Genomic DNA, 26,632 nt, shown 5'->3' on the forward strand with positions numbered 1-26,632 from the left:
TGGGTTTCTGTTTCGATCGATGCGGTCAACAAGAACGGAGGGAGAGAGATTTCGAAGGCGATTAGGACACGTTCCGATCGCCATGACTTGTTTGTGCAGAGTGGCTTGCTCGTGCGGATGGACTTGTTTGTGCAGATATCTGTGTCATCTCTGTGGGAGACCGAGACAATCGTCCGATAAGATCGATGACTGTCTTGCGATCCGATGCTGCAAGCGAGTTCCAACGCGAAAGGTTTGTGTCGCCGCGCTCGATATGAGATCGGCGCCAATCGCTAGCGCTAATCGCGTGACAGATTGCGGCAGCGGCCTGGGCAGGATCGGTGGGATCGATGAAAATCCCAGAGTCGCTCAGCACCTCCCGGAAAACAGAGTCATCCGGCGCGACAATGGGAAGACCGGCATATTGGGCTTCGAGTAATGGTAACCCGAGACCTTCTTCGTGCGACGTGCAGATGAAAATATCCGAATCGCGAATGATCTGTTTGACGTGCTCTGTGGATTGGTAACCGTGAAGAACGACGCCGGGGTACTGTTCGAGCGTCTGCCAGTCATCGCTCCAGCCACGGCGGCCGACGATGTCGAGCGTTGCGTTGATAAATCCCTGTTCGCGCAAGGCGGATACGATTTTCGCCGCGGCCACGAAATTCTTGCGCGGCTCAACGGTGCCAAGTGTCACCAGGCGAAGAGATGAGCTTTTGGCCTTTCGTTCGGCCCGGTCACCAGGCTCAAGATCGAAAACATTGCGGACCGGAGGCCGATATAACGTGATCTCAGCATCGGACCGGCAATATTCAAGAAGCTTTCGTTTGGTGTCGGCGGAGTTCACAAAGAAGCGCGGATACTTCTGGACGGCAAGCTTGAAGCGTGGCGCCATATAGAGCTTTGCCCGAACATTTAGATCCTGTCGCCGCGAGATGAGAAAGACGTCGTGAATATAAGGAAGAACGCGCGAAGCGAACGGGCGCAGGAGCGGGCTTGGTGGAAAGCCGGGGCACAACAGGAGGGACGATGAGCTGGCCATACGCCATGGCAAGCCAAATGTCTGAGTCGCGATCATGTCGCTTGTGCCGGTTGCTTCCACCGGAACGATTTCGAGCGGGGCAAGCGAAGCCGATGAGAACAACTCGACGGTGATGCGCTCAAGGCCGGTCACATGGCGCCCCAGGTGCGTATGATCAACGTAAATGGGCATAGGACCTGACCTGACCTTACGTCACCGGCGCAAGCTTGTTCGTGGAACGAAGCTGCGCTGGTCTTATTGCGGATGCCTGCTCTTTCGGCAGCAGGAGTGTGATCAGAATGATGAATTGGGCGAGCTGGATGTTCTTTGATGAAAAGCTCACCGAACTCGCGGCAATCATCAGGATCAGCAGGATGATCGCCCAGATGGCAGGCACCGATCGCTTTATGATCTCAGTAAACAGGCCGATCAGTCCTAAAGTCAGAACGGTCGTGTGAATGATGCCGAACTGGACAATCGACGAAATCCAGAAGTTCTCGATGCCGTAGTTCAGGCCAAGCTGCGACTGCAACGCATTCACCCGCACCGGGTTAGGTCCCAGCAGCAATTCATGCCAATCGAAGTGATTAAGCATGTCGAACGTCGCGAAGCGCGCGAGCGCGCTGCCTTTGTCGGACGAGAAGCGCAGCAGCATTTTATCGAAAATGCCAAGGTCGAGCGCGGCGAATATGACAGCGCCTGCGGCAGCCAAAAGGCACATGGCGCCAATGACAGCGAGAAGCGGGGCCTGGCCGCCACGCAGCATCCGCAACAGTTCTCGTGCGACAAGCAAACCAATGACGGCCAGGACTGTGACCAGCGCCGTGCGGCCGCCAAACGCCATCAATGATCCCAGGCTGAACGCGATCAATGGAAGGCGCACGACAATGGGAGGGCAAAGCGACGGCCGGAGAACGAGCGCAAGAACATAGGCGGCGATGATGCCGGAGGCTGTCAGCGGGTGGCCGAGCAGGGCCGACGAGCGCCATTCGCCAACGACAATAATGTCGCCCAGCGTGAGCGGAATCAGGCGGTGGCCAGAGAAGTACTCATAATAACCGATGATGATGTTGACCATGAGCGTGAGATGCACGGCCCAGACCAACGGCTTCTTCTGCTGCGGTGTCAGTTGCCACATCACAAGGCAAAGCAGGACCGGCAGCAGGAAGGTGTCGATGATCACCGTGAAGGGACGCTCCAGGTGCACGACCTGAATAAAAAGGAAGGCCCAGCATAAAAGGTAGGCGATCAGGAGCTTCGATTCCGAGAACATCCGATCGATTTCTCTTACTGGATTGCCATTGCGGATCAACAGCAGGAAATATGCGAGGCAGGTGAAATAGGTGGTCGGATGCAGCTTTTCGTAGAAGCCACCGCCATTGGTCAGGTAGTGAATCTTCCAATTGGTCAGCATTCCCGCTGAAAGCGTGAATGTCGAAATGACGGCGAGCAGCATCAACCCAATGATCAGAGTATTGATGGACAAGCCGGTTCGTGCTGTTGGCGCATGAAAAGACGCCGGCGGTCGAAATGTGTTCAGCGCGGAGTATTTCACGCGCGGCGGCAACGCGCGTTGATTGCCCGGAAGCACGCGCGCGCGTCCCATGGCTGGCGGATAAGACCTCATTCCGCGGCCCCGGGGGTCAGCGCGGCGGAGCCATAAGGTTTGAGATATGCCGAGCTGCGATAATAGTCGTAGAAGCGTAGACGATTAAGGTCGACGCGAGTCAGAACCGTTCCGAGGATGCGGTCGTACACCGGCCCCAGCAGATTGATGGTGTGGGAGACGACTTCTTCAGGCGTCTGGTCCCAGGCGAGCGCAAGCACGATCCGGTCGGAAAGCTCAGCAAGCGCACGGCCATCCACCAGTGGAACCAGAGGCGGCGAGTCGATGATGATCAGCTCATACCGCTGGCGTAAATGGTCGAGCGTGTCGACGATCTGTTCCGAGAACATGAGCTCGGTAATGATATCGACATCCTTGATGGCCGGTGAGGGCAAAATCGAAAGTCCGGTGCTGCGGTCGAGCAGCAGCGCGCGTTCCAGTGAGACTTGTCCCGTGGCCACTTCAAGCAGTCCGGCATCCGCATGAGGGCACAGTGCGCGGGTCAATGCCGGATTGCGAAGATCGCCGTCAATAAGAAGGGTCTTGATCCCGAGAGTGGCAAGTGACAGCGCGAGGTTCGCAGCCAGCGTTGTCTTTCCTTCGCCATCGAGAGCCGAAGTCACGAGAACGACTTTGATCGGCTGAAGTCTCAACGTGCGCTGGACGGCCAAGCGAACAGAACGAATGGCCTCAGCGAAAAAGGTGCCGGGCTCTTCAAGCGCGTAGCGCATCAGTGGCGGCTGCAGGGCGGGAGGAAGCAATCTGGCGCTGCGGGGATCGTAATGATCGAGCTCGCTATGTCCGCGCTTGGCGCGAGCTGCGAGTTCGCGGGCGCCGATCAACGGCACGGCCGCAAGGGCCGGAACACCGGAAATAGACTCAGCCTGCTCAAGGGTCTTAACGCGCCGGTCGAGATAATCGGCCAGAAAGGCGATTACGCATCCGCCGCCCAGACCCAGCATCAGCGCAAGGCCGAGGATCAGCATCGTCTTGGGCGACGATGGACGGATTGGAATGCTGGCGCGGGTCACGACCCGCGAATCCGGCATCTCCAGGCTTTCCTGAGCCGAGGTTTCTTTGTAGCGGGCGAGATACGATTCATAGAGAGTCCGGTTGGCCTCAGCCTCACGCTGCAACTCGTGCAAACGGACTTGCGCCTGGCCGGACGTTGTCGACACGCCCTGTAGCTGATCCAGACTTTGCTGCAACGACGCTTCCCGCGACTTGGCGACATCATAGTCGTGCTGCGTGCTGTCGACGATGCGCTTGATCTCTTCATTAATCAGGCGCTGGGTGTCCTGCAGCTGGGCCCGGACATTGGTCACCAAAGGATGACGCGGTCCGTATTTGCTGGAGAGATCAGCCACATTCTTCGCGATGTCGGCGTACTGCGTGCGAAGCTTGGTGATCATGTCCGAAGAAATCGCAGCGCTGATGCTGCCGGGATCCGCGCCCGATTTGGCAAGGTCTTTGACCTGATCGCTCTTGGCTCGGGCTTCGGCCGTCTGCACGCGGGCGGCGATCAGCTTGTTGTTGAGATCGGTGATCTGCTGATCGTTGACCGTTACGCCTTGAGCGACAGAAAGATTGTTGTCGGCGCGGAATTTCTCAACCGCCTGTTCCGAGGCGAGGACGCGCGACTTCAATCCTTCGATCTGGCTGTTCAGCCAGCCCGCGGCGATCTTTGTGGCGTCGTACTTGGCGCGAACCTGTTCCTCGAAGTAGCCATCGGCGATGGCGTTGGCGATTTTGGCCGCTTTCTGAGGCGATTCCGAGCTGATATTGATGTCGACAAGGAAGGTCGTTCCCTGTCGCGTGACCTTCATGCGCTTCTGAAGAATTTCAATAGATTTTGCTATTGCAGCATCTTCTGCGCTTGCGCCGGACGAGGGGCCGCTGCTGGCGAACAGCAGCTTGATTGGATAGAGGATCGGATCGAGCAGGCTCGGTTGCGGTATGAATTCCGGATCCGCAGTCAACTTCAGCTTCTCAACGACACGCTGCAGAATCGCGACCGACTGGATGAGAAGAGTCTGGCTCTCGATGGTCGCATCGTCGGTGCCGAAGTTCGTCAGCACCTGCTGATTGTTGGTACTATCAACAACATTCGCCCGTCGCGGATCGACCAGAACCGTTGACGTCGCTGTATACCGCGTCGTCGCGACCACGACATAGGCCAGCGAAAGGGCAAGCAACACTGCCGGCGCTGCTGCCAGAATTCTCCATCTCCGCCGCAGGATGCGGACAAGCTCTCGGAGGTCCACCGTGGGCTGCTGCCAGCCTCCGATGGTTGATCCGATTGGATTGTCTGGGAGTTGATGATCGTAGTCAGAACTGCGCTGTAACATTTATTCCGACCTGATGTTTGTCATAGCTGAAGGTGGGAATATTGCTGTTACGTTCTGAATATCTATGGAAGAGCGAAATCGCTCCGTATCGATTGATGAGATACTTGATGCGTGCGTCGGTCGTGGTGACCTTGTCCGTGCGTGGCTGTCCAAAAAACCGGTCATTCTCATAACCGGCCGCAAGAGAAATAATGACGTTGCGGCGCAGTTCGTAGTCCGCGCCGAGTTGGACGGCGTTTGCCAGGACGCCTGTCGAGCTCGTATCTGACGTTTCCGTGACAAGCTGTTCGGCCTTGAGGTGAACGTCGACAAGAGGTGTCGGGCGCCAGGTCAGCATCGCACGATAAGTCGGCCCCTGGATTGTCCCGATCGTAGGATCGACAAAGCTCTGATTCACGTAACCGCCGCCGATCTCACCACTGATCAGATTAGTAATGCCGATGGTGAGGCCTGTAAGCGCTCGATACCCTTGTGAATCGAGCGGCTGGCCGGGGTTGCCGCGAATGTTACGCTGATTGCCTTCGACGGAAGTAAACCAACCGAGTCTCGACCCGAATGCATAATCGACCCGGCCGTGAACAGTGTAAATCTGACCATCGCGGCTATCCTGATTGATCACGGAGCCATCCTGCGCTCGCGTGGACCCGAAATTGTAGGAATCAATACTCGTGCCAAACGACGTGGTCAGGCGATTGAATTGCTTGCGGATGGTGACATCGCCCGACAGCAAGTCGTACGGCGTCGGCGCGATGGCATTGGCCGGCGAACTGACTGTTCCAACGCCCTCATTGAGATGTGCGACCTGAAAGCTCGTGAGAACCGCGAGATCATGGGCGATATCGAACCAGGAAGCGCCCTTGATGCTGGCATTGGTCTGATTCAGGCTCGAGTTCTCATTATATACAGTCGATTGCGCGTCGAGCTTGAGGTCGATGCCATGTCGCTCCCAGAGCGTATGCGCACGCAAGCTTGGCTCAAAGACCGCAGCAAAGTCAGACTGTTTATTGGTGTTTGATGAGAAGACGTTGCTGTCGAAGAACCCGCCGGAGATCAGCGATGGGTTGAACATCCACGATCCTGCGCGGATTCCCACTGGTTCGTATCCGGGCTGCTGTCGATTTTTCACAGGCATATCCTCGGGTTGAACTTGTTCGCGTACGTTCGGATCGGTCAGGTCCGGCAGCACGTTCGGTTCGAACACCTGCTGCGCGTTCCAGGGTGGCGCGACCTGGTCAGTGGTGGATTGGATCACCTGTGCGTTTGATGGTGACGCTAGGCCGAGCGCAAGAGCAGTCGCTGGCCAGCTTGCGACTCTTAATCCTCGCAGCAGAACGGAATTTGCACCTGCTGCTGATGGTCGTTCTCGCATCAAATCCAACATTACTAACGCAGTACGATTCATTACTCGTCCCTTGCGGGAGGCACATATGTTGGATGGAAACAGCGAACGTCCGATATCTCTCCGTTGCCCCCAAAATCATCACTCTCGCCCATAGAGACAGCAGCGTCGGACTTTTTCTTAATCAGTCGCTTCGTAAATCATCATCATGACTCGTGTGTCTGATTCAGATTTGCATCTTAGAACGCGCGACGTTGCGATTTGTTTCCGCGTTGCAAAACATTACGCATTGCAAAGAGACGAGACTAAGGCGGAACGGACAAGATGAGATGTCACAGCGTTAGCTGTGCGTGAGGAGCACTGTGGCTGCGCGCAGTGTTAGAAGTAGCGTTCCGGAATTCGAATGTTGTCACCCGGAAAAATCAAAACAGGTGCATCAAGTGCGTAGGTCTCTTCCACAGTGCTGCCGGAACGACGCAGATAAACTTTGCTTTCGTTGGCGCGGTATGTGAAGCCGCCGGCGCTTGCGATAGCATCAAGAACCGTCATCCCGACGCGATAAGGATACTCACCGCTCTTCTTGACTTCGCCCAGGATGTAGAAGGGGCGATAGAGCGCAACCTCAACGTTTACGCGCGGATCTTTCACGATGCCCCTTGCAAGAGCGCTCGTAATGGCTCGCTCGAGCTGCTGGGTCGTTAGGCCGGATGCTTTAACGCGGCCCGCGAGCGGAATTGAGACGTATCCATTGCTGTCGACATCATATTCGCCAGTCACGTCGCCCTCGCCGTAAACCTTGACGCGAACTCTGTCCGTAGGGCCGAGGATATAAGTACGTGCAGCCGAGCCCGCTGATACGCCCTTTGTTTGGGCGTTTGCACTTATAAGTATCGCGGATGTGCTGTTGAAGACGACGAGAGCTGCACACAAGGCAAGCGCAGCAGATTTGCGATAACGAAAACACGACATGAACTTCACCCCGCCTGATTAACAACGTCTTTCGCATAACTGATGTCGCGGTCATGCCCCCAGTTTCAGGCGGGATGATGGTCGAGCAAAGGAGGCAAAAGAATGTGAGGTGAGTTCCAGTGTGTTGTTGATGTCGACTTCATGCGTCGAAAGAGTGTCAAACAAGGATCAAAGAATGACGATACGATCACCTTCAATGGCGATGCATGTCAAAACACCTGTTCTCCATGCACCGGTATCGATGTTGATTCTGTTATGCAGAATTTCCGCATGATCGACCGGCGTGTGGCCGTGTACGACGACTTTACCGTGATCGAGTGTTGAGTTGAGGAATTCATCGCGAATCCAGAACAGATCTTCGGTCTGTTGATGAGCAAGGGAAATGCCTGGCCTGATGCCCGCGTGCACGAACAGAAAATCGCCGCATATGAAACTATTGCGAAGGCAGCGGAAGAACAACTCGTGCGTGCGAGGGAACACATGAAGCAGAGCCTGCTGTAAATCGTAAGGCGATGTTTTGAGTTGTGAATAGCCGATCCCGTAGGATGCGAGCGTGTGTAACGCTCCTAATTGTATCCAGTGATCGATGATTGTGGGTTCGTAGAAGAATGTTTCGAGGAACGTCTCATGGTTTCCCCGTAGGCAGATGGCATGCTGCCGCACCATCCGGACTGCAAGTTGATCAATCACGCTTTTCGAGTCGGGGCCTCGATCGATGTAGTCGCCAAGATAGATTTCTTGTGCGTATCTGATTGGCCTGCGTCGAAGGTCGTCATCAATGCGTTCAGTAATTTCGCTCAACAGATCCGCTCGACCATGAATATCGCCAACCGCATAAATGCGTGTATCCGGTGGCGCCGATGCGGATGAAAATCCTTGAAGGTGGGCGGGGCGGGGGTGCATAGGCTCTAGGAGCTGGGGTGAAGCGACTAGACAACGCAAGATGTTGTCTAAAATCAAACTGTCAAAAGATATTTGATGATTGTGGCGGGCAAAGCTGCCGGCTCAATCGATGTCAGAAGAAAATCGCCCGGACTGCGATGATGATGAGGACCCAGGCCGCCACATTCGCGAGGATGAGTCCATTTCTTAGCCGGCGATTGGAACCCTCGGCTGGCAGCGGTGATGGAGGGATGTTCGCACGTTCAGCGATCATCAATGGCTCCGCCGAAGGCTGACGTGACGAAAATGAATCGTCGCGTACCGTGTTATCGATCTTTTGCAGCCTGACAATCATCTGATGGCTCGATAAGAGCTGCGCTCGAATGCTTTGAAAAATGTGCTTACAAGTTCTGGTTTAGTTTTTAGTGAACAGAACTGCCAAAAATTTCATCGCCTGAATGGCGCATTCCTCATCGAACCAAACATGCACCTGTTGGATTCGATAAGCGACTCCAATTTTTGAAGTTGCCACCGTTTCTCATCGTGCATGGCAGCATCAACAAAAGCGCAGCGCATTATTTCAGCAATCGGCGTAACCGCCTTTGATCATGAAGCTATTCTGCGTCGCACAATTGTCGCATCACGACGCGCTATCTATTTGCGCTAACTTTCCTTTTTCACGCCTAAATTCGTACAAAACTTTAGGAAAAGTTTAAGTACGGAGCGCGGATGGCGTCTTACTGGTAATTTGAGCCTCGCTGATGCGAGACAGCGAATTGCTCACGTGAATGCTGATTGCTTCGAATGTGCGTTGAGTTCCATCCGGCCGAATGCCGCAATTCAGCAGAGAGCAAAAGCTATGGCGTCAGTGACAGCCCGGTTTGTTCAGGACAACAACGCATCCTTGTGGAAGGGCTCGCGGTTCATTTCTGTGCGCCCTGTTGAGAACGCGGGTCGCAGCACCGTTTATCGCAACCGCCGCGCTGTCCGGGTCCCTGATGGCGAGCCGGCTTCCTCCGTCGGAAAGCGTATGTTCGATGTTGTTGCCGCTGGTAGCGCATTGCTGTTCTTTGCACCGCTCTTCATCGCAATTGCAGTGGCAATCAAAACCACTTCGCGCGGGCCGGTGTTCTTTCGGCAGAAGCGATACGGCTATCGCAATCAGATGTTCACGATCTACAAATTCCGTTCGATGTACACGTCGCTTGGAGACAGGTCAGGCGTGCAGCAGACGGTGAAGGGTGACGCGCGAATCACGGTCGTGGGTCGAATTCTTCGCAACACAAGCCTCGATGAGATCCCTCAGCTCATCAATGTCGTTAAAGGCGATATGTCCCTCGTCGGCCCGCGCCCGCACGTTCCGGGAATGCTGGCCGCAAATATCATTTATGAAGACCTCGTTCCTTACTACTTCCAGCGCCATGCGGCCCGACCTGGTATTACCGGGCTTGCACAGGTGAGCGGTTGCCGTGGAAGCACGGCAGAGGCTCGCCTTGCAATCGCGCGGATCAACTACGACCTCGACTACATCGAGAAGTGGTCGCTTGGGATGGATATCTCCATCATCGCAAAGACCGTGCGCCGCGAATTCCTGTCCGGCAGCGGGTCCTAAGTCGGACAAACGCATTCAGAGCTGTCTTTTTCTTTCCGAATTTTCCCGAAACTTTGGTCACTATCAGGGAGGACAGCCATGAATGCTGTGCGACAGGCTAAGAACATGCTGAAAGAGGCGTTTCCGTCACTTTGGCTGCAGTGGCATCTCATGCATCGGCCGAAGACGGCGGAAATTGAGTTGTCGTTCCTGCAGAAGATCATTCCGAATGATGCGCTGACGATCGACGTCGGAGCAAATTGCGGGCTTTACACCCGCGAGTTGGCGCGTCTTTCAAAGAACGTTCACGCGTTCGAGCCGTCGCGGCAGATGGCCGATGTGCTGCGGCAAACGTCGTCGGCGAATGTCGAGGTTCACGAGATTGCCCTGTCCGATCGCGAGGGAGAGGCAGAGCTGCTGATTCCTCAAGGAGAGCAGGGATCAATTCACGGCCTTGCGTCTCTTGAACCGCAGGTCGCGCAATCGGCTGAGTCATGCCTGGCCATGAATGTCCCGATGGCACGTCTTGATAACCTCGTTCAGGGCGATGTGGCGTTCGTTAAAGTCGATGTCGAAGGCCACGAACTGAACGTTCTCAATGGCGCAGTTGGATTGATCGAGCGAAGCCGCCCGGTATTTCTGGTTGAAGCGGAGGACCGGCATCGGGAGGGGGCGACAGCCTCCGTTTTCAACTTCTTTGACGACCACGGCTATGACGGCTTTTTTATCGAGGACGGCGACATCATGACTGTTGAGGAGTTCGATGCCAGGATCTTCCAGGATCCGACTTCATTGCTGCCGAACGGCGGTCGCAAAGCAGGTCGCGCCTACATCAACAATTTCTTTTTCTTTCCGGCGAACATGGATGGATTGGCGATTCTGAGCGGCTAGGCACGTCCGCGTTTTTGTTTGTGCGTTAGTATCCCGATTCCGAAGTCCGCATTCCAGGCTTGCTGCACAGATGATGCGGACTTCTGAAGCGCCACACTAGCCGCCTGCGACTGACTTCGCGATCATGCAGTGAATGCCCTTGGAGCCATTCACCGTCTGCGTCACGCGAAGATCAGCGGCAAGGCTGCACAAGGTATAAGCATCCTCGCGGGACAGCTTGGCGGTTTCTCCCAACAGGACAATCATGTCGCGGAGCGCCCGGACCGCGCATTGATCGAGATCGGGGTCCATCGCCATCGTCATATAATGTGTCGGCGTCTCCGCGCGTGGATAGGTAAAACGCAGGTCCTTTCGCACTCGAAATGCGAAGCGCCCCTGCAGCGCAGTTTCGATTGCGGTGACGCAAACCTCGCCGTCGCCCTGAACAGCATGACCGTCTCCGCAGGAGAACAGCGCGCCAGGGACGAAGACGGGAAGATAGAGCTTCGCGCCGGGCACGAGCTCCTTGTTATCGAGGTTTCCTCCCATGGCGCGCGGGACGAGAGAGCTGATCCGGCCCCACGCGGGTGGAGGGGAGACCCCCATCACGCCGAAAAACGGTGAAAGCGGCAGTTCGAGGCCCCACGGCAACTTGCCGACCATGCGCTTCTGATCAAGCGGAATGTTGAGCAGCCGCATTTCGTGGAAATCATCCGGCAGCGTGCCGCTGAGGGGACGGATCATATTCCATCCCCAGTCCGTCAGTAGCTTGATGTCGAGAATTTCAATCTCAAGCACGTCGCCGGGCTCCGCGCCTTCAACTGCGATTGGGCCGGTCAAGATATGACCGGGCAGCATCCGCTCGTTCTTCTCGTGAATTTCATGCATTTCCGGCGGAATGAAAAACTTATTCTTGTCCGGCAGCATGTCCGGACCGCCGCTTACCGTATCGACGGTGACTTCATCGCCGCTTGCGATGGTGAGGACCGGCTTCAGCTTGGATTCGAAAAAGCCCCAGTGGCAGTTTTCTGAGCTGGGGCGAAGGTGATGATGGGCCACGATGAACTTCCGTTGGAGTAAGGGAGGCGAGTTAAGGTCGGGAGGTCGTATAAATCAGACACGCGCTTCTAGCATCGGAGTGTCGACTTTCCGATGTATGCGAAAGGCATGCCATCATTGTTCAACAGGATGACCAGCGCCAGCAAGTGTGATCGCGCGCGCATCCGCATATGTGGCCATCTCGCGCAGGCGAGGTTCGGGGTGCTCTGAAAGCACCGTTGCCATCTCGCGGCAGAGCTCCACATGCGACTGGTCGATGGCGAGACGAAGCCAGGGCAGAGCCTCGTCCAGCCTGCCTTGCTCGATCAAAACTTGAGCATAGCTGTACTGCCCGCGGAAATCGCCGGCTTCAGCCGAGCGGAGAAACCACTGAACGGCCTCGGTCATGTTCTGCGGGCACCCCCAGCCGTTTTCGTAGCAGCGCCCAACCATGTTCAGGGATTTGATGTGCCCTTGCTCGACGGCACTCATAAAAAGGCGAAATGCTTCATTGGTGTCGCGCGCGACGCCTTTGCCTTCGAGCAAGAGGCATCCGAGATTGAAGCGTGCCCAGTCGGACGATTTTGCCGCGGCCTCGCGATAGTGCTCGGCGGCTTTGTCAAAATCGACAGGCGTGCCCCAGCCAAGCTCGTGGCAGCGCCCCAACATATTCATGGCATCGGCACGCTTGCTCCGAGCTGCGATGCCGAACCAGCGAAATGCTGCCTCAGGATCACGGGCGGCCCCAATGCCGTCCAGCAGCATCTGCGCCCAATGAAGTTGTGCATCGATATGGCCGTAAGTGGCCGCCGCATAGATCCACCGTGCGGATTCGATCGGGTCTTTCGAGAGAATCGCCTCCCATTCCTCCTTGCTCAGGCTCTCAAGCTGGCTGAGGTAAATCGTCTCATCGGAATTTTTTTTCAGGCGCTTTCGCTTTGCAAAAAGTTTTGAGGGCAAAGAAAGCATGGATCGGATGAAGCGCATAAGGTTCTTTATCTCAGATCAAGTCAGCCACGCCGACAATGCTTTAACACATTGAGTGTGTGAGCGATTGTCGAAATCCAAGTTCGTGTTTTGCAAATCAGACCACTTGGTCATTCTTTGCTTCTTACGTGGTTCGTTGTCTCCCGTCGCTACTGCATTGCACGATATTTGATGCATTGCCTCTAAACTCACCGTTGGTTGCACAACCTTTCCGCGAGCAGTTAACTAGATAACTGGTAGACTAGTTATGCCGGATTTACTGGAGGGGTTGCTATGGCGATCTTCGGCCGACATCTGTGTCTGTTGCTGCTGTTTGTTTTGTTCAGCGTCCTACCTGCGTCCGCGCAAACCAAAATTCGATATCTGCTGACCTCGCCAACACCGAATGTCGCGGAAGCCGCGCATTCCTCCGTTCCCGACAAACTTGGCTACTGGAAAAACGCCGGGCTGGATGTCGAGGTTAAGCCTTTCGCTGGCTCGACCGGTGCCACGCAGGTGGTGATCTCCGGCAGTGCCGAGTTCACCATGGCAAGTCCTGAGGCATTGCTTGTTGGCCGTCAGGAAGGCGCAAACATCAAGGGTGTCTATAACCACACGCGAGAGTCGATCTATACGATCGCTGTTCTGAAGGACAGTCCGATCAAGAAGCTCGAGGATCTCAAGGGGAAGACGATCGGTGTTGTCAGCCTTTCCAGCGGGGCGACGGCTGTCGCCAAAGCCATGCTGCGCGGTGTCGGCTTCGATCCGGAAAAAGATGTGAAGTGGTTGCCGATCGGCCTCGGCCCGCAATCGGCCAACGCGCTCAAGGCCAATCAGGTCGATGCGATTGCCATGTGGGATTGGGCCTACGCGATCCTCGAAAATTCAGGCTTCCAGTTCAGGCAGTTTGAAACACCGGCGACGTCGAAGCTCCTGGCGCTCATGCTGATCAGCAATGGGGATTTCCTGAAGGCCAATCCCGGCGCGGATATGAAGTTTGCGCAAGGCATTGCCAAGGGCGTGTTGTTCACGTTGACCAATCCTGAGGCCGCCGTACGCATCCACTGGGAGAAGTATCCGGCATCCAAGCCCACGAATATTCCGGAAGAGCAGGCGCTGAAGGAGGCGGTGCACGTGCTCCAGGCACGTCTCGCCAAGTACCGCCTTGAAGGTCGGGCAGATCCCCGCTTTGGCGCGTTTACTCGCGATGAATGGACGGACACCCAGAACTTCTTCTTCGATGTGGGCGTGATCAAGAGCAAGCCTGACGTCGGCGAATACTACACCAACGAGCTTATCGATCAGGTGAATGCCTTCGATAAGGCAGCGATCATCAAGCAGGCGGAATCCTATAAATGAGTGCGTCAATGCGCCCGCTGATTGATGTCTGCGACGTTCAAAAGCAATTCCGCTCCCGGTCAGGGACGCTCCTGCAAGCGCTTTCGGATACGTCGCTCGCCGTTCAGCCCAAGCAGTTCGTTTGCATCGTCGGGCCGTCCGGCTGCGGCAAGAGTACGCTGTTACGGATGATTGCCGGTCTCGAGACGGCGTCGAGTGGGACAATCCTGATCGACGGTGTTCCGGTTTCGAGCCCGCGCCGGGATATCGGGCTGGTGTTTCAAAGCCCGGTCATGCTGCCGTGGCGGACCATCCTCAAGAACGTTCTTGTCCCGGCCGAGGTCATGAAAAGCGATCGGGCAGCATCCCTGCAGCGCGCACACGATCTGCTCAAGCTGGTTGGTCTCGAAGGCTTCGCCGACCGCTATCCGGATGAACTATCGGGCGGTATGCGTCAGCGCGCGGCGATTGCGCGTGCGCTGATGCATGATCCCGAGATTCTGTTGATGGACGAGCCGTTCGGCGCACTGGACGCTCTCACGCGTGAGGCGATGAACCTCGAATTGCTGCGGATCTGGCAGGCGAGCATGAAGACCGTGGTCCTGGTCACGCACTCGATCGAGGAAGCATTGTTGCTCTCCGACAAGGTCGCGGTGTTCGCGCCCCGGCCGGGATATGTCCGCGATTTGCTCGATGTGCCGATCGCGCGGCCGCGATCCGCAGCCTCAAGGTCCGATCCGACTTTCATTCGCCTTGCTGAAAAACTACGCAGCTACTTCGAAGCAGAGACAGCACATGCAGGTTGAGAAGGACAGCGTGAAGAATGCCCGGATGGCGGCGCTGTTCGCCCGATACGCTCCGCCGGTGGTGGGTGGAGCTGTTCTGCTGCTGGCGTGGGAGTTCATCCCAAGGCTGTTGAACATCTCAAAGCTTCTGCTGCCGCCTCCGTCGTCGGTGCTTCGTGCGCTCTGGGTGATCTACGACAGGGGACTCCTGGTCGACAACTTCCTCATCACCCTTGCCGAGGCTCTGTTGGGCTTTGCCATCGGTTCGATTGCGGCAATCTTCTTTGCGTTCATCGTGACGCGTTCTCTCCTTATTGAGCGGACCCTGATGCCTTATCTCGTCGGGCTTCAGGCGCTTCCGAAAGTCGCGCTGGCACCGCTGATCGTGGTCTGGGTAGGTATTGGGATTGAATCGAAGATCCTGATCGCCGCGATCATTTCGTTCTTCCCCGTTCTCATCAACGCCATCGTCGGTTTCTCGACGGTCGAAGCTGAGAAGCTCGATCTGATGCGTTCGCTGGTAGCCTCGAGCTGGCAGAAATTCCGGATCGTGATCTTTCCGAACTCGCTGCCTTTCATTTTTGCCGGTCTGAATGTTGCCATCGTACTCAGCATCACCGGCGCGCTGGTGGGTGAATTCATCGGCGCGGACCGCGGGCTCGGCAACCTGCTGATGCAGCTCAACTATAACATGGACATCTCGGGCATGTTTGCGGTGCTCGTCGTGCTCGCGCTGCTCGGCATCATTCTCTATGCGCTCGTGCGCTTTCTCCACGTTCGTTTCGTGTTCTGGGCCAAGCCGGACAATTTACGTTCCGGTTCAAACTAACTTATTTCCAACTGGAAGGAGTCAATCTTGTCAGAGTCTCTCGTCCGTCTTGAAAAGCACGGTGCCATTTCCATCATCACGCTCGACAACCCTCCGGTGAACGCGGCGTCAACGAAGTTGATGAACGCTCTGCACGCGCGCCTCGATGAAGTCGAGAAAGATAAAGAAGCGCGTTGCGTCATCCTCACCGGTGCAGGCGAAAAGGCATTCTGCGCTGGAGGCGATCTACGGGAAGAAAAGGATTTCGGCAGCCCGGAGGCCTCAAAAGCATTCCGTGCGCTGGGGCGAAAAACGCTTAACCGCCTTGAGCTGTTTCCAATTCCGATCGTGGCGGCGATCCACGGCTATTGCATCGGTGGCGGTACGGCCATCGGATGGGCCTGCGACATTCGCCTCGCTGCGGACAACACAGTCTTCCGCGCCGGTGATGCCTATATCGGAATGGTGCCGAGCTGGGGCATGGGTCTGACGCGGTTGCCGCGTTATGTCGGCCGTAACCGTGCTCTCGACATCCTGCTGCTGGGCCAGGATTTCGATGCGAAGACTGCTTACGACTTCGGCCTGGTCACACGCGTTGTGAAGAAAGAAGACCTTGCGAAGGAGGCCATGAGCGTGGCCGAACGTATTGCCACAGCATCGCCGACGGCGATCAAAGCCACGCGCGATGCTATTGCCTTCAATTCGCGTGAGACCTGGGAAGACATGGTCGAGTTCGAAATCGAGGTTTGTGAGAAGGTCTTTGCCCATCCGGATGCGCATGAGGGACCAAAGGCATTCTCCGAGAAGCGCAAGCCAAAGTTCGGAGCCCTTTGATGGGTATTCAAAGCCTGCTCAGGCCAAAATCAATTGCCATCGTCGGAGCTTCGGAGAAGGTCGGTCCCGGATTCAACGCCGTCAAAGCGCTTGAATTCGTCGGTTACGAAGGCGAGGTCCATTTCGTCAATCCGAAGTCACCGGAACTGTTCGGTCGTCGCACTTACGCGTCGCTGGACGATATCCCGGGAAACGTCGATGCCGTTTTCGTTGCCGTCGGTGCGGATGCGGTCGTCGATGTCGCCAAGCAGGCGGTTCGCAAGGGCGCCGGCGCCATGGCGATCCTGTCGAGCGGCTTCGGCGAGACGGAAGATGGCAAGGTGGCCCAGCAGGCTTTGATCGACGTCGCAGAAGCCAATGACATTGCGGTCTGCGGACCGAATTGCCTTGGCTTGCTGAACTTCGTTGGACGTGCCGCGTTGTTCGGTACGTCCTTGCCGGATGACGTCAAGCGCGGCGGTGTCGCGGCGATCGTTCAGAGCGGCTCTGTGGGCATCGCGTTGCTCAATTCGGCCAGAGGTGTCGGCTTCAGCTACCTGATCACCACGGGGAACGAAGCCGTCACGGCCGCAGCGGACTACATCGACGCGGTGATCGACGATCCGAATGTCACAACGATTCTCGTGTTCGCCGAACAGATCAAGAAGCCTGCAGCGTTCATGAAGGCGCTGCGGCGTGCGCGGGAAGTTGGCAAGCCGGTCATCGTTCTCAAGAGCGGCCGCTCGCAATCGGGCAAGGCCGCTGTGATGGCCCACACCGGTGCCATTGCGGGAAGCGATGAAGCTTGCGACGCGGCGTTGTTAGCCGCAGGCGCGATGCAGGTTCATTCCATCGACGAACTGATTGAGACCGCATTGCTTGCTTCAAGCATTCGTGTGCGCCCGACAGCTACGCAAATTGGTGGATTGTCCCTTTCCGGCGGCGAAATCGCGTTGGTGCTGGACGCCGCTGAAGAGCTCGGCGTGGAGTTTGCTCCGCTTGGTGCGGCGAAGCCGAAGGTGAAAGAGCTGCTTCCGCCATTTGCGCATCTCTCCAATCCATTGGATCTGACCTGGGCTGGACTGTACGACCCCAATGTTGCGCGGGATTGCGCGCACGCCATCGCGTCTCAAGCCGATGTCGGTATGCTCGTTCTGATCCAGGATGCGCCGAGCCGGCTCGGCCTGCAGCAGGCGACCCGCTACTCGAAATTGCTCGACGCAGTCGCAAGCGGTGCGGCGGCGGCGAACACGCCCGTTGTGGCGCTGTCGAACGTCTCGGACCAGCCGCATTCCGCGCTTCAAGAGGTCGCTGACAAGGTAGAGATTCCGTATCTTCGCGGGACGCGGGTGGGGCTCTCCGCAATTTCTCACTATCTCAAGTGGTCGGCGGATTCGGCGCGGGCGCCTGCCGTAGATTCAACGGGGGCAGCACGTCTCGCCAAGTCTGGCCTCGATCTGGTGCCGTCGCATCGGTTGGCGGCGGAGCACGAGGCGCGCGACGTTCTCAAGAGCTACGGCGTCGAAGGACCGCGGGAAACATTCGTCGCCACGGTCGCTGAGGCTGTCGCGGCTGCAGAGGAGATTGGCTTCCCGATCGTGTTGAAGGGACTTGTCGAGAACATGGTTCATAAGTCCGACGCAGGACTTGTGAAAGTTGGCCTCGCGTCGGCTGAAGCTGTGAAAAGCGCAGCCGAAACGATGCTGGTGTCTGCCGCCAAAGTGGAAGGCAAATTCCTCGGCTTCCTGGTTCAGAAGAAAGTCTCGTCGCTTGGTGAGATCTTCATCGGTGCAAGAATGGATGCCGATTTCGGCCCGCTGATCGTGGTTGGTGCCGGCGGAGTTCAGGTTGAACTCTACAAGGACGTCGCCATCCGGCTCGCGCCGATCGACGAGGCGGCGGCGCGGGAAGCGATTGCGTCCACAAAAGTCGCTCAGCTTCTGAGTGGTTTCCGCGGGGCGCCGATGGGTGACATTCAGGCGGTAGCTAAAACGGTGAGTGCGCTGTCGCGGTTCATGGCGGATTTCTCCGATCAGATTCATGAGATCGAGATCAATCCGCTTGCTGTGCTGGAAAAGGGAAAAGGATGTGTTGCGTTGGACTGCGTGCTGATTCCGAAAGGGCACACGCACTAGCGGGACTCGATGCATGATAGGCAACACTCTGAACAACGATCTCGGGAGGGCGGGACTAGCCTATCGCGAGATCAAGCGTCGCATTACCGAGCTGGTTTACAACCCGGGTGACAAATTATCTGAAGTCCGGATTGCCAACGAACTCGGATATGGCCGTTCGCCGGTGCGAACCGCTTTTTCCCGTCTCCAGAGCGAGGGCTGGATCGAGATTTCACCGCAGAGCGGCACTTTCGTTCGTGGTCTCTCTGATAGCGAGATCACGGAAATTCTCGAAACCCGGCTTGTTCTGGAATCTTATCTCGCCGGCCGTGCTGCCAAGAAGATCACGGAAGCCGAACTGGCAACTCTCCAGGCTGCATTTGCTGCCTTTGGTGAAGGGGTCGCCAGTGACAAGCTGGAAGACTATCTTGAGCTCGATCTGCAGTTTCACCTTGCGATCTACAAAGCCGCCGGCAACCAGCTCATTACGGGCATTCTCGTCAACCTGATCGACAAGATCCGCTGGATCCGGCGCGGCAGCGCCAACTCACCTCACCGCATTCAGGATGCGTTTGGCGAGATTCTTGCAGTGTTCAAGGCGCTTGAAGCGCGGAACGAGAAGGCGGCTGCTGCCGGGATGCAGAAACACATCCAGTCAACACTCGATTTCAGAAAACGTGGCGAAATCGCGGATAGCAAGCGTCCTTCGCCAACACCGCAAGAGTCTCCGACAACGCTGAAGAAAATTGCAAGGTCCCAAAAGTAAGGCGCACGATGACGACGCTTCCAAGTACTGCGGAAATCTTCCTTCGATCGCTAGGCCGGCTGGGCGTTGAGTATATTTTCGGCAACGCGGGCACCGATGCGGCGCCAATCATCGAAGCGTATGCACGGAGTCGGACGGATGGCGGCGAGAGTTTGCCTGTTCCTGTTCTGGCAACTCACGAAAATCTCGCGCTGACGATGGCTCATGGCTACGCGATGGTCTCGGGCAAGCTCCCAGCGGCCTTTGTCCATGTGAGCGTAGGTACCGCGAACGCTGTGTGTGCGATCATGAATGCAGCGCGCGAGAGCGTTCCTATTCTGCTCACCGCGGGGAGGACGCCGATATACGAGGACGATCATGTCGGATCGCGTGACTCCTATATCCACTGGGGGCAGGAGATGTTTGATCAGGCATCTTTGCTGCGCGAGTTCGTCAAGTGGGATTACGAACTGCGCGGACCAGCCCAGGTCGAAATGGTTGTGCAGCGGGCCGTGAGCATAGCCATGACCGAGCCACGCGGCCCGGTTTACCTCTCCTTGCCGCGTGAGGTTTTGGCAGAGTCGATGCCTGAAGCATACGACGCTAAAAAGTCTTCCTCGCTTACTCCGGCGCTTCCGTCACGACCATCCGCCGAGGGCGTCAGAGTTGCGGCGGACATCCTCTCCACGGCACAAAAGCCGTTGATCATTGCGGGGAATAGCGGTCGTGATCCAAGCGCAATCCCTGAACTCGTCGCATTCGCGGAAGACTTTCAAATTCCTGTCGTCCAGCATCGCCCCCGCTATATGCAGTTCCCGTCGGGGCATCCAATGAGTCTAGGCTTCGAACCAACGGGCCTCGTGGAGCAAGCGGACGCGGTTCTGGTGCTTGATTGCGACGTGCCGTGGATCCCGAAATTGTCGCCGTTGCGGTCAGATTGTCGTGTCATTCACGCGGGTCCGGATCCGCTGTTTGGCGCAATCCCGATCCGTGGCTTTCAATGCGACCTCGCATTGAGGTCAAACATTGCTGCCCTTCTGATCGATCTGACCTCAGAAATGGAAAAACGTAGCGCCGATCTTTCGGCCCGGCGAACGTGGGTGCAGGAAGAGCGTCAGAAACGGATCGAAAATCGCGCATCCAAACTGGCAAGCGCTCGCGCGATGCACCCGATACATCCCGCCTGGGCCAGCCATTGTATCGAGCAAGTCAAGGGTGATGCGATTGTCATCAATGAATACACACTGATGCTGGATCACTGCAGCTTTAGTGAGCCGGGAAGCTATTTTGGATCGAGCTCCGCTTCAGGTCTGGGTTGGGGCATGGGAGCGGCTCTGGGCGCCAAGCTCGCTGAACCTGACAGTCTCGTCATCGCCACGCTGGGCGATGGCGCTTATCTCTTCGCCAACCCGGTGGCTGGGCATTATGCCTCGCATCAACACAAGCTGCCGGTGCTCTTCGTCGTCTTCAACAATGGGATGTGGGACGCGGTGCGCCAAGCGACGCTGAAGGTCTACCCGGATGGTGTCGCGTCCACCGCTAACACGCACGTATTGACCGAGCTCGACGGCCTACCGGCATTCGAGCAGGTCTGCATCGCGGCAGGAGGATATGGCGAGCGCGTCGAGAATGCTGCGGATCTTCCCGCTGCGCTCGGACGAGCGCTGAATGTGGTGCGAAATGAGAAGCGCCAAGCCTTGCTTAACGTCATCTGCCAACCCCGCTGAAACCGGACACTGCGTGAATGGAGCTGCAATGAAACTGTCGCGTCGCCATTTTCTTGTGTCTGGTGCAGCGCTGCCTTTCGCGGTCCAATCAAAATCTGCCCGGTCAGCAACGACGAAGGTTCGCTATCTTCTGACCTCACCGGTGCCGGACGTGGCATCGGCGGTTCATGCGTCGATTCCGAAACAATTGGGATACTGGAACGCGGCGGGAATCGATGTGGAGGTTGCCCCGTTCAGTGGATCGAGTGGGGCGACCCAGGTCGTGCTCGCCGGCCGCGCAGACTTTACCATGGCGAGTCCAGAGCCGCTGCTGGCCGCTAAACAAGAGGGCGGGGAGCTTCTTGCTGTCTACAACCATACGCGCGAGGCGATCTACGATATCGCCGTAGAGGAATCTTCGCCGATTAAAAAGCTGGAAGACCTCAAGGGCAAAACGATTGGCGTCACGAACCTCAGCAGCGGTGCATATCCGTTCGCGAAAGCGATGCTATCGACAGCCGGTATTGATCCCGACAAAGACGTCAAATGGCTTCCTGTCGGATTGGGGCCACAGACCGCTAACTTTTTGCAATCCAAGCAGGTCGATGCACTTGCCCTATGGGACTATGCTTACGCCGTTCTCGAAAATCTCGGATTCAACTTTCGTCATTTTACGACACCGGAAATGTCATCGCTCCTCTCTTTTATGTTGGTCGGTAACGAAGCTTTCATAGCCAAGAATCCAGAAGCGGCCATGAAGATGGCACAAGGCATCGCGAAGGCCGTGATCTTCACACAGACAAACCCGGAAGCCGCCGTACAGCTACACTGGAAGGCATTTCCAGCTACAAAGCCGACCAACGTTCCGGAAGATGTAGCCCTCAAACACGCTGTACATGTCCTGAATTCGCGGCTCGACAAGTATCGCATCGAAGGCCGAAAGACGCCGAAGTGGGGCTTCTTCGAAAAGGAAGATTGGGAAAACACGCAGAATTTTTATGAGAAGATCGGGCTCATCAAAAAGAAGATCGACGTGAATCTCTATTATACCAATCGCTTCGTTGAGCAGATCGCTGATTTCGATCCCAAAGAGATTGTTGCCAGCGCCAAATCATTCAAGTTGTAAACTTTGCTAAAGGCACCCCTCGCGAACTGCCTCAGACAATGTGTTCCGGGGCGAGTGCGCATTCCGACGTGAGGTCCGTTTCCACCTGGATGGTCGTATGGTGGATGCCGAAATTGTCTCGGAGTTGCCGGCAGATCTCGAATAGAAATGCATCTCCCGGCTGACCGCTGGGCATCACGAGATGACACGTCAACGCGATCTCCGTGGTGCTCATCGGCCAGATGTGAAGATCGTGAATCTGCACAACGCCGGGACGGCGACCGAGATAATCTCGCACGGCCGTGGGATCGATCGCCGCAGGCACCGCGCTGAGCGACATGGCCATGCTCTCGTGCAGCAGGCCCCACGTCCCCCAGACGATGACCACCACGATCACGAGGCTCGTCAGCGGATCGAGCCAGAGCCAACCGGTGGCCATGATCGCAAAGCCGGCAAGGACAACACCGGCTGACACGGCAGCATCAGCAGCCATATGCAGATAGGCCCCGCGGATGTTGAGATCACTCTTGCGTCCCGAAGCAAACAGCCATGCCGTTACGCCGTTGATGACGATGCCCGCTGCCGCGACCGCAATGACGGTCCATTCTGCAACGGGCTCCGGATTGAAGAGGCGCAGCACGGCCTCCCAGGCAATGGCGCCGACAGCCAGCAGCAGAAAGACGGCATTAAAGAGTGCCGCGAGGATCGAGGAGCCACGAAGTCCGTAGGTATAACGCGGCGAAGGCGGCCGTTTGGACAGGATCACGGCAATCCAGGCGACCACCAGTCCAAGCACGTCGGACAAGTTATGGCCGGCATCGGCGATCAAAGCCATCGAGTTGCTGATATAGCCGAAGACCGCCTCGGCCACGACGAAAGCCGTATTGAGGCCTATACCAATGGCAAAGGCCGCGCCGAAATTTGCAGGCGCATGGACGTGGCCGCCCGGACCGTGAGCATGGCCTGCGTGGCTGTGGCCGGCGTGATCATGCGAATGCGTCATCAGCGTTCCCAGGTCTCGGCTAGGTAGAATCATACTCGCCAGATATGTCTTGCCCGCAGAGTGAATACTATCACGCTCATGCAACGGTCTGATCTCGCATGCAGCAGCCGGCATGCTCTAGGGCCATCATGACCGCCGGTTTAGTCATGAAAGATTTGCAATTTACGCGACGTTATTCATTTCCCGTTATGACATGCCCTAAGGCCGGAAAATCCCGGTCATTTTTGTATGCGCGGTTCGTTTGGGGGAATTGCATGGGCTGGTTCAAGGGCGCTGGGGCACCGAAGCAGACAAAGGCGGGCTTCCTTTCAAACATGAGGTTTCGAGCCAAGATCATGCTCGGCTTTGCCGTCGTGCTTGGCATTTCTGCCATCAATATGGGCGTGGCCTATTTCGGCTTTGAACGCATTTCGACTGGCGTACAATCTTACCAGGGCATCGTGGCCGAGACGGACGGCGCACGCGATATCGATCGCGAGCTGACGGCCTATCAGTTGCTGGCCCGCTATTATGCGGTGACCGGTGCAGAGGCGGATGAGAAAGCCGCTCGTGCTGCTGAAGCGCAGCTTGGCAAGGCGATTGAACGGGCGACTAAGGTCGCAAGCGGCGACAACCGCGAAAAGATCCAGCGGCTGTCTGAGAAGTTCAACGAGTTCGCCAAGCTGTTTGCAAACGTCGTTCAGCTCAAGAACGACAATGCCTCCCTGGCATCGAACCAACTGCTGCGCGTTGGAAATACCTTGCGTTACAAGTTTGATGATCTTGGGGACACTGCCGTCCTCGCTGGTCTGGATGTTTTGCAGGCGACGGTGAAAGAACTCGCCACGCAGTCGGCGGCTATCACCGCAGCCGTCAGCAATTTCGTCGCAAGACCCGATAAGGCCGTCGCAAGCAGCGCGGGCGCTCGCATGCAGATGCTCAAGAACAGCATCGGCTCCATGAATGTCGGAGATGACAAGCTTGCGCCGAAGGTCAAGGAGATCGTTGATCAGCTCGGCGCTTACCAGAGCAATTTCGGGAAGTTCGTTCAGAATACGGCGACGATCGATGACCTGACGGCAAAGATGAATGACGCAGCCGCGGCGATCACGCAGGAGGCGCAGACCATCAAGGAAGGACTGCTCGGCCGTCAGACCAAACTCGCAAGCGAATCCGCAGCGGCAGCGCACACGACCGGGAGCTTCGTGACGTATCTCGGTCTTGGTGGTCTTGTTCTCGGCGCAATCCTTGCGATGACGTTGGGCACCGGGATCTCGCGTCCGATGGTTGGCATGTGCGTAGCGATGCGTGAACTGGCAAGCGGCAATTTCGACGTCGTTCTGCCGGGGCTCGGGCGCAAGGATGAGATCGGCGAAATGGCCAGCGCCGTGGAAGAATTCAAGACACGCGCGATCGAGCGCGCGGAACGCGATGCGGCAGAACGCGAAGCCCAAAACAAGGCAGCCAGCGATGTCCGCGGCGCGGAGCTCCGTCGCTTTGCCGACAATTTCGAACAGGCCGTTGGCGGCATTGTGTCGAGCGTATCGTCTTCGGCCAGCCAGCTCGAAGCGTCCGCAACGACGATGACGCGAACGGTCGAAGCTGCTCAGGAATTGTCGGGCAGGGTGGCCGGCGCGTCTGAAGAAGCCTCCGCTAACGTGCAGTCGGTTGCCGCCGCAACGGAGGAACTGTCGGCGTCGGTTCATGAGATCGGTCGGCAGGTCAAGGAATCCAGCCGCATCGCGGCAGATGCGGTGGCGCAGGCCGAGCAGACCGACGCGCGGATCATGAAGCTGTCGCATGCGGCTCAGCAGATCGGCGACGTGGTCAAGCTGATCACAGCCATTGCCGAACAAACCAACCTGCTGGCACTAAACGCAACCATCGAAGCCGCCCGAGCCGGTGAAGCCGGACGCGGCTTTGCGGTGGTGGCGTCGGAAGTAAAATCACTCGCGAGCCAGACTGCGAAAGCAACCGACGAGATTTCCTCTCACATTGCCGGCATGCAGGATGCAACGCAGGAGTCGGTTGCTGCGATCAAGGAAATCGGACAGACGATCGGCCAGATTTCGAAGATTGCAGGCAATATCGCAGCGTCCATCGAGCAGCAAAGCTCGGCCACGCATGAGATATCCAAGAACGTACAGAGCGCCGCTGCTGGGACCCACGAGATCGCCGAGAGCATCTCGGAGGTCAATCGCGGTACGAGCGAAACCGGCATCGCTTCCGGAGAAGTGTTGAATTCGGCCCAGACGCTGTCCGTGGAAAGCACGCGGCTTCGTCAGGAGCTGGATCGCTTCATGGCGAATATCCGCGCCGCCTAAAAATATCGCACCGGGCTTCACGCATGGTGCACCCGGCGTATGCCGGTGGATGCTTCAAAATAAATGTGCTTATACCTGCAACGTCGCCGGTTTCCCGGCGGCGTTTCGGGCGTTCGCGATTTGGCTTCCTAGCCTCTGACTGGCGTCCCTAGTGGAGTGGATTTGACATTCGCTGCGCACCCGGCAGCGAGTCCGTCAAGCGAATGTCAAATCCAAAACTCCACTAGCAATTTATATTTGCTAGTGGTCCTTTGATTCTAACATTCGCAGGGATGCCTGCCGAAACGGGATGCGAATGTTAGAATCGGACCACTAGGAGCGTTTTCGAGGGAGCGAAGTCACATGGATAAAGTCGTCGGTGTTGTCGGCATCGGGATTATGGGCACGGCCATGGCGCGGAATCTGCGCGAGTCGGGCTTCACGGTTGTGGGATATGACCCGGTTCCCGCAGCCTGCGCGCGTTTGCAGGAGATGGGCGGCAAGGTCCTGGGCTCGCCGCGCGCGGTCGCAGAAGCCGCCCCCATCATTTTGATGTCTCTTCCGAATGCGGGGGCGCTGACGGACACGATCAGCGGTACGGACGGCATCGCAGGGGCAACCGGAACTGGCCAGATCGTCATCGAATGCTCGACGCTGCCGATGGATATCAAGCGTGCGGCGCTTGAGGCGATGGAGAAGGGCGGCAAGATCCTGCTCGATTGCCCGATCAGCGGCACGGGCGCGCAGGCCGTCAACAAGGATCTTGTTATTCTCGGCAGTGGTGACAAGGCGGCATTCGACCGTTGCGCAGACGTCTTCACCGGTATGTCGCGCGTTCAGCACTATCTCGGGCCATTCGGCAATGGCAGCGTGATGAAGTACATCGCCAATCATCTGGTCACGATCAACAACGTGGCGGCGGCAGAGGCGATGGTCCTCGGCATGAAGGCCGGGATCGACCCAGGCGTCGTCTACAACACGCTGGCCGACAGCGCCGGGACGTCGCGCATGTTCCAGATGCGCGGACCTTTGATGCGCGATGAAAACTACGACGCGCCAACGGCGACGATCCGGATGCAGCTCAAGGATATTTCGATCATCGATGCTTTCGCGGCCGATCTTGGTTGCGCGTTGCCGGTCTATGCTGCGGCGTCACAGATCTATCACGCCGGGAAAGCCCTTGGACGCAAGGAGCAGGACACCGCTGCCGTCTGTGCTGTGCTCGAGACGATGCACGGCTTCGAGCGCAAGAAGCCTGCGTCGTAGTGCGCAGGTTTCTCATTCAAATCCCACTCTGACTTTATAGCTTATGGAGACAAGCCGA

21 protein-coding genes are annotated in these 26,632 nt (G+C 57.0%); 12 read left to right on the forward strand and 9 right to left on the reverse strand.

Features of this window, described 5'->3' with window-relative positions:
- Positions 1-61 precede the first annotated feature (61 nt).
- The 6 genes from ACZ5C3_RS06945 to ACZ5C3_RS06970 all read right to left on the reverse strand — a co-directional run bounded on the left by ACZ5C3_RS06945 (position 62) and on the right by ACZ5C3_RS06970 (position 8,165).
- Positions 62-1,192, reverse strand: coding sequence for a glycosyltransferase (locus ACZ5C3_RS06945; protein WP_464036345.1), 1,131 nt, complete (start codon positions 1,190-1,192; stop codon positions 62-64).
- Between the two features lie 16 nt (positions 1,193-1,208).
- Positions 1,209-2,627: a VpsF family polysaccharide biosynthesis protein gene (locus ACZ5C3_RS06950; RefSeq protein ID WP_464044613.1), complete on the reverse strand. Its 1,419-nt coding sequence runs from the start codon at positions 2,625-2,627 to the stop codon at positions 1,209-1,211.
- Positions 2,624-4,954, reverse strand: coding sequence for a Wzz/FepE/Etk N-terminal domain-containing protein (locus tag ACZ5C3_RS06955; RefSeq protein ID WP_464036349.1), 2,331 nt, complete (start codon positions 4,952-4,954; stop codon positions 2,624-2,626). Before ACZ5C3_RS06955 ends, ACZ5C3_RS06950 begins: the two co-directional genes overlap by 4 nt.
- Positions 4,935-6,323, reverse strand: coding sequence for an outer membrane beta-barrel protein (locus ACZ5C3_RS06960; protein ID WP_464036351.1), 1,389 nt, complete (start codon positions 6,321-6,323; stop codon positions 4,935-4,937). Before ACZ5C3_RS06960 ends, ACZ5C3_RS06955 begins: the two co-directional genes overlap by 20 nt.
- 348 nt (positions 6,324-6,671) lie before the next feature.
- Positions 6,672-7,262: a polysaccharide biosynthesis/export family protein gene (locus tag ACZ5C3_RS06965; protein ID WP_464036352.1), complete on the reverse strand. Its 591-nt coding sequence runs from the start codon at positions 7,260-7,262 to the stop codon at positions 6,672-6,674.
- A 168-nt stretch (positions 7,263-7,430) separates the two neighbouring features.
- Entirely contained in the window at positions 7,431-8,165 is a 735-nt protein-coding gene (locus ACZ5C3_RS06970) for a metallophosphoesterase (RefSeq protein WP_464044614.1), read from the reverse strand.
- Between the two features lie 838 nt (positions 8,166-9,003).
- On the opposite strand from ACZ5C3_RS06970, the gene ACZ5C3_RS06975 reads away from it, so the two are divergent.
- Together ACZ5C3_RS06975 and ACZ5C3_RS06980 are read left to right on the forward strand one after the other, a co-directional pair.
- Positions 9,004-9,756 (forward strand): sugar transferase, encoded by a 753-nt coding sequence (locus ACZ5C3_RS06975; protein WP_464036355.1) that lies wholly within the window; start codon positions 9,004-9,006, stop codon positions 9,754-9,756.
- Between the two features lie 78 nt (positions 9,757-9,834).
- Complete coding sequence (locus ACZ5C3_RS06980) at positions 9,835-10,626, forward strand: FkbM family methyltransferase (RefSeq protein WP_464036357.1); 792 nt, start codon at positions 9,835-9,837, stop codon at positions 10,624-10,626.
- 96 nt (positions 10,627-10,722) lie between these two features.
- Here the strand turns inward: ACZ5C3_RS06980 and ACZ5C3_RS06985 are convergent, their stop codons facing one another.
- Both ACZ5C3_RS06985 and ACZ5C3_RS06990 read right to left on the reverse strand, forming a co-directional pair.
- Positions 10,723-11,664 (reverse strand): acetamidase/formamidase family protein, encoded by a 942-nt coding sequence (locus tag ACZ5C3_RS06985; protein WP_464036359.1) that lies wholly within the window; start codon positions 11,662-11,664, stop codon positions 10,723-10,725.
- A 114-nt stretch (positions 11,665-11,778) separates the two neighbouring features.
- On the reverse strand, positions 11,779-12,612 hold the full coding sequence (locus ACZ5C3_RS06990; RefSeq protein ID WP_464036361.1) for a tetratricopeptide repeat protein: 834 nt from the start codon (positions 12,610-12,612) through the stop codon (positions 11,779-11,781).
- A gap of 291 nt (positions 12,613-12,903) precedes the next feature.
- Here ACZ5C3_RS06990 and ACZ5C3_RS06995 point away from each other — a divergent pair, with 291 nt between their 5' ends.
- From ACZ5C3_RS06995 to ACZ5C3_RS07030, 8 genes are read left to right on the forward strand one after another with little or no spacing between them, the layout of a single operon-like run.
- Positions 12,904-13,968: an ABC transporter substrate-binding protein gene (locus ACZ5C3_RS06995; protein WP_464036363.1), complete on the forward strand. Its 1,065-nt coding sequence runs from the start codon at positions 12,904-12,906 to the stop codon at positions 13,966-13,968.
- Positions 13,965-14,753 carry an ABC transporter ATP-binding protein gene (locus tag ACZ5C3_RS07000; protein WP_464036365.1) on the forward strand — a complete coding sequence of 263 codons (789 nt, stop codon included), beginning with the start codon at positions 13,965-13,967 and terminating at the stop codon, positions 14,751-14,753. Before ACZ5C3_RS06995 ends, ACZ5C3_RS07000 begins: the two co-directional genes overlap by 4 nt.
- Positions 14,743-15,561 carry an ABC transporter permease gene (locus tag ACZ5C3_RS07005; protein ID WP_464036367.1) on the forward strand — a complete coding sequence of 273 codons (819 nt, stop codon included), beginning with the start codon at positions 14,743-14,745 and terminating at the stop codon, positions 15,559-15,561. The genes ACZ5C3_RS07000 and ACZ5C3_RS07005 overlap by 11 nt, the downstream gene beginning before the upstream one ends.
- 27 nt (positions 15,562-15,588) lie before the next feature.
- The gene (locus tag ACZ5C3_RS07010; protein ID WP_464044615.1) at positions 15,589-16,374 is read left to right on the forward strand and encodes an enoyl-CoA hydratase/isomerase family protein; all 786 of its coding nucleotides are present in this window, start codon (positions 15,589-15,591) and stop codon (positions 16,372-16,374) included.
- Positions 16,374-18,488 carry an acetate--CoA ligase family protein gene (locus ACZ5C3_RS07015; protein ID WP_464036371.1) on the forward strand — a complete coding sequence of 705 codons (2,115 nt, stop codon included), beginning with the start codon at positions 16,374-16,376 and terminating at the stop codon, positions 18,486-18,488. Before ACZ5C3_RS07010 ends, ACZ5C3_RS07015 begins: the two co-directional genes overlap by 1 nt.
- A gap of 13 nt (positions 18,489-18,501) precedes the next feature.
- Positions 18,502-19,233 carry a GntR family transcriptional regulator gene (locus tag ACZ5C3_RS07020; RefSeq protein ID WP_464036372.1) on the forward strand — a complete coding sequence of 244 codons (732 nt, stop codon included), beginning with the start codon at positions 18,502-18,504 and terminating at the stop codon, positions 19,231-19,233.
- 8 nt (positions 19,234-19,241) lie between these two features.
- Positions 19,242-20,939, forward strand: a complete 1,698-nt coding sequence (locus ACZ5C3_RS07025; protein WP_464036374.1) for a thiamine pyrophosphate-requiring protein — start codon at positions 19,242-19,244, stop codon at positions 20,937-20,939.
- Positions 20,940-20,967: 28 nt separating this feature from the next.
- Positions 20,968-22,044, forward strand: coding sequence for an ABC transporter substrate-binding protein (locus tag ACZ5C3_RS07030; protein WP_464036376.1), 1,077 nt, complete (start codon positions 20,968-20,970; stop codon positions 22,042-22,044).
- A 31-nt stretch (positions 22,045-22,075) separates the two neighbouring features.
- On the opposite strand, the gene ACZ5C3_RS07035 is transcribed toward ACZ5C3_RS07030, so the two are convergent.
- Positions 22,076-23,026, reverse strand: a complete 951-nt coding sequence (locus ACZ5C3_RS07035; RefSeq protein WP_464036377.1) for a cation diffusion facilitator family transporter — start codon at positions 23,024-23,026, stop codon at positions 22,076-22,078.
- Positions 23,027-23,280: 254 nt separating this feature from the next.
- Here ACZ5C3_RS07035 and ACZ5C3_RS07040 point away from each other — a divergent pair, with 254 nt between their 5' ends.
- Both ACZ5C3_RS07040 and ACZ5C3_RS07045 read left to right on the forward strand, forming a co-directional pair.
- Positions 23,281-25,329 (forward strand): methyl-accepting chemotaxis protein, encoded by a 2,049-nt coding sequence (locus tag ACZ5C3_RS07040; RefSeq protein WP_464036378.1) that lies wholly within the window; start codon positions 23,281-23,283, stop codon positions 25,327-25,329.
- A gap of 342 nt (positions 25,330-25,671) precedes the next feature.
- A complete protein-coding gene (locus tag ACZ5C3_RS07045) occupies positions 25,672-26,574 on the forward strand; it encodes an NAD(P)-dependent oxidoreductase (RefSeq protein WP_464036380.1) in 903 nt (300 codons plus the stop codon).
- The last annotated feature ends 58 nt before the right edge of the window (positions 26,575-26,632 follow it).

This window comes from Afipia dichlorophenoxyacetatis (genome assembly GCF_055386385.1).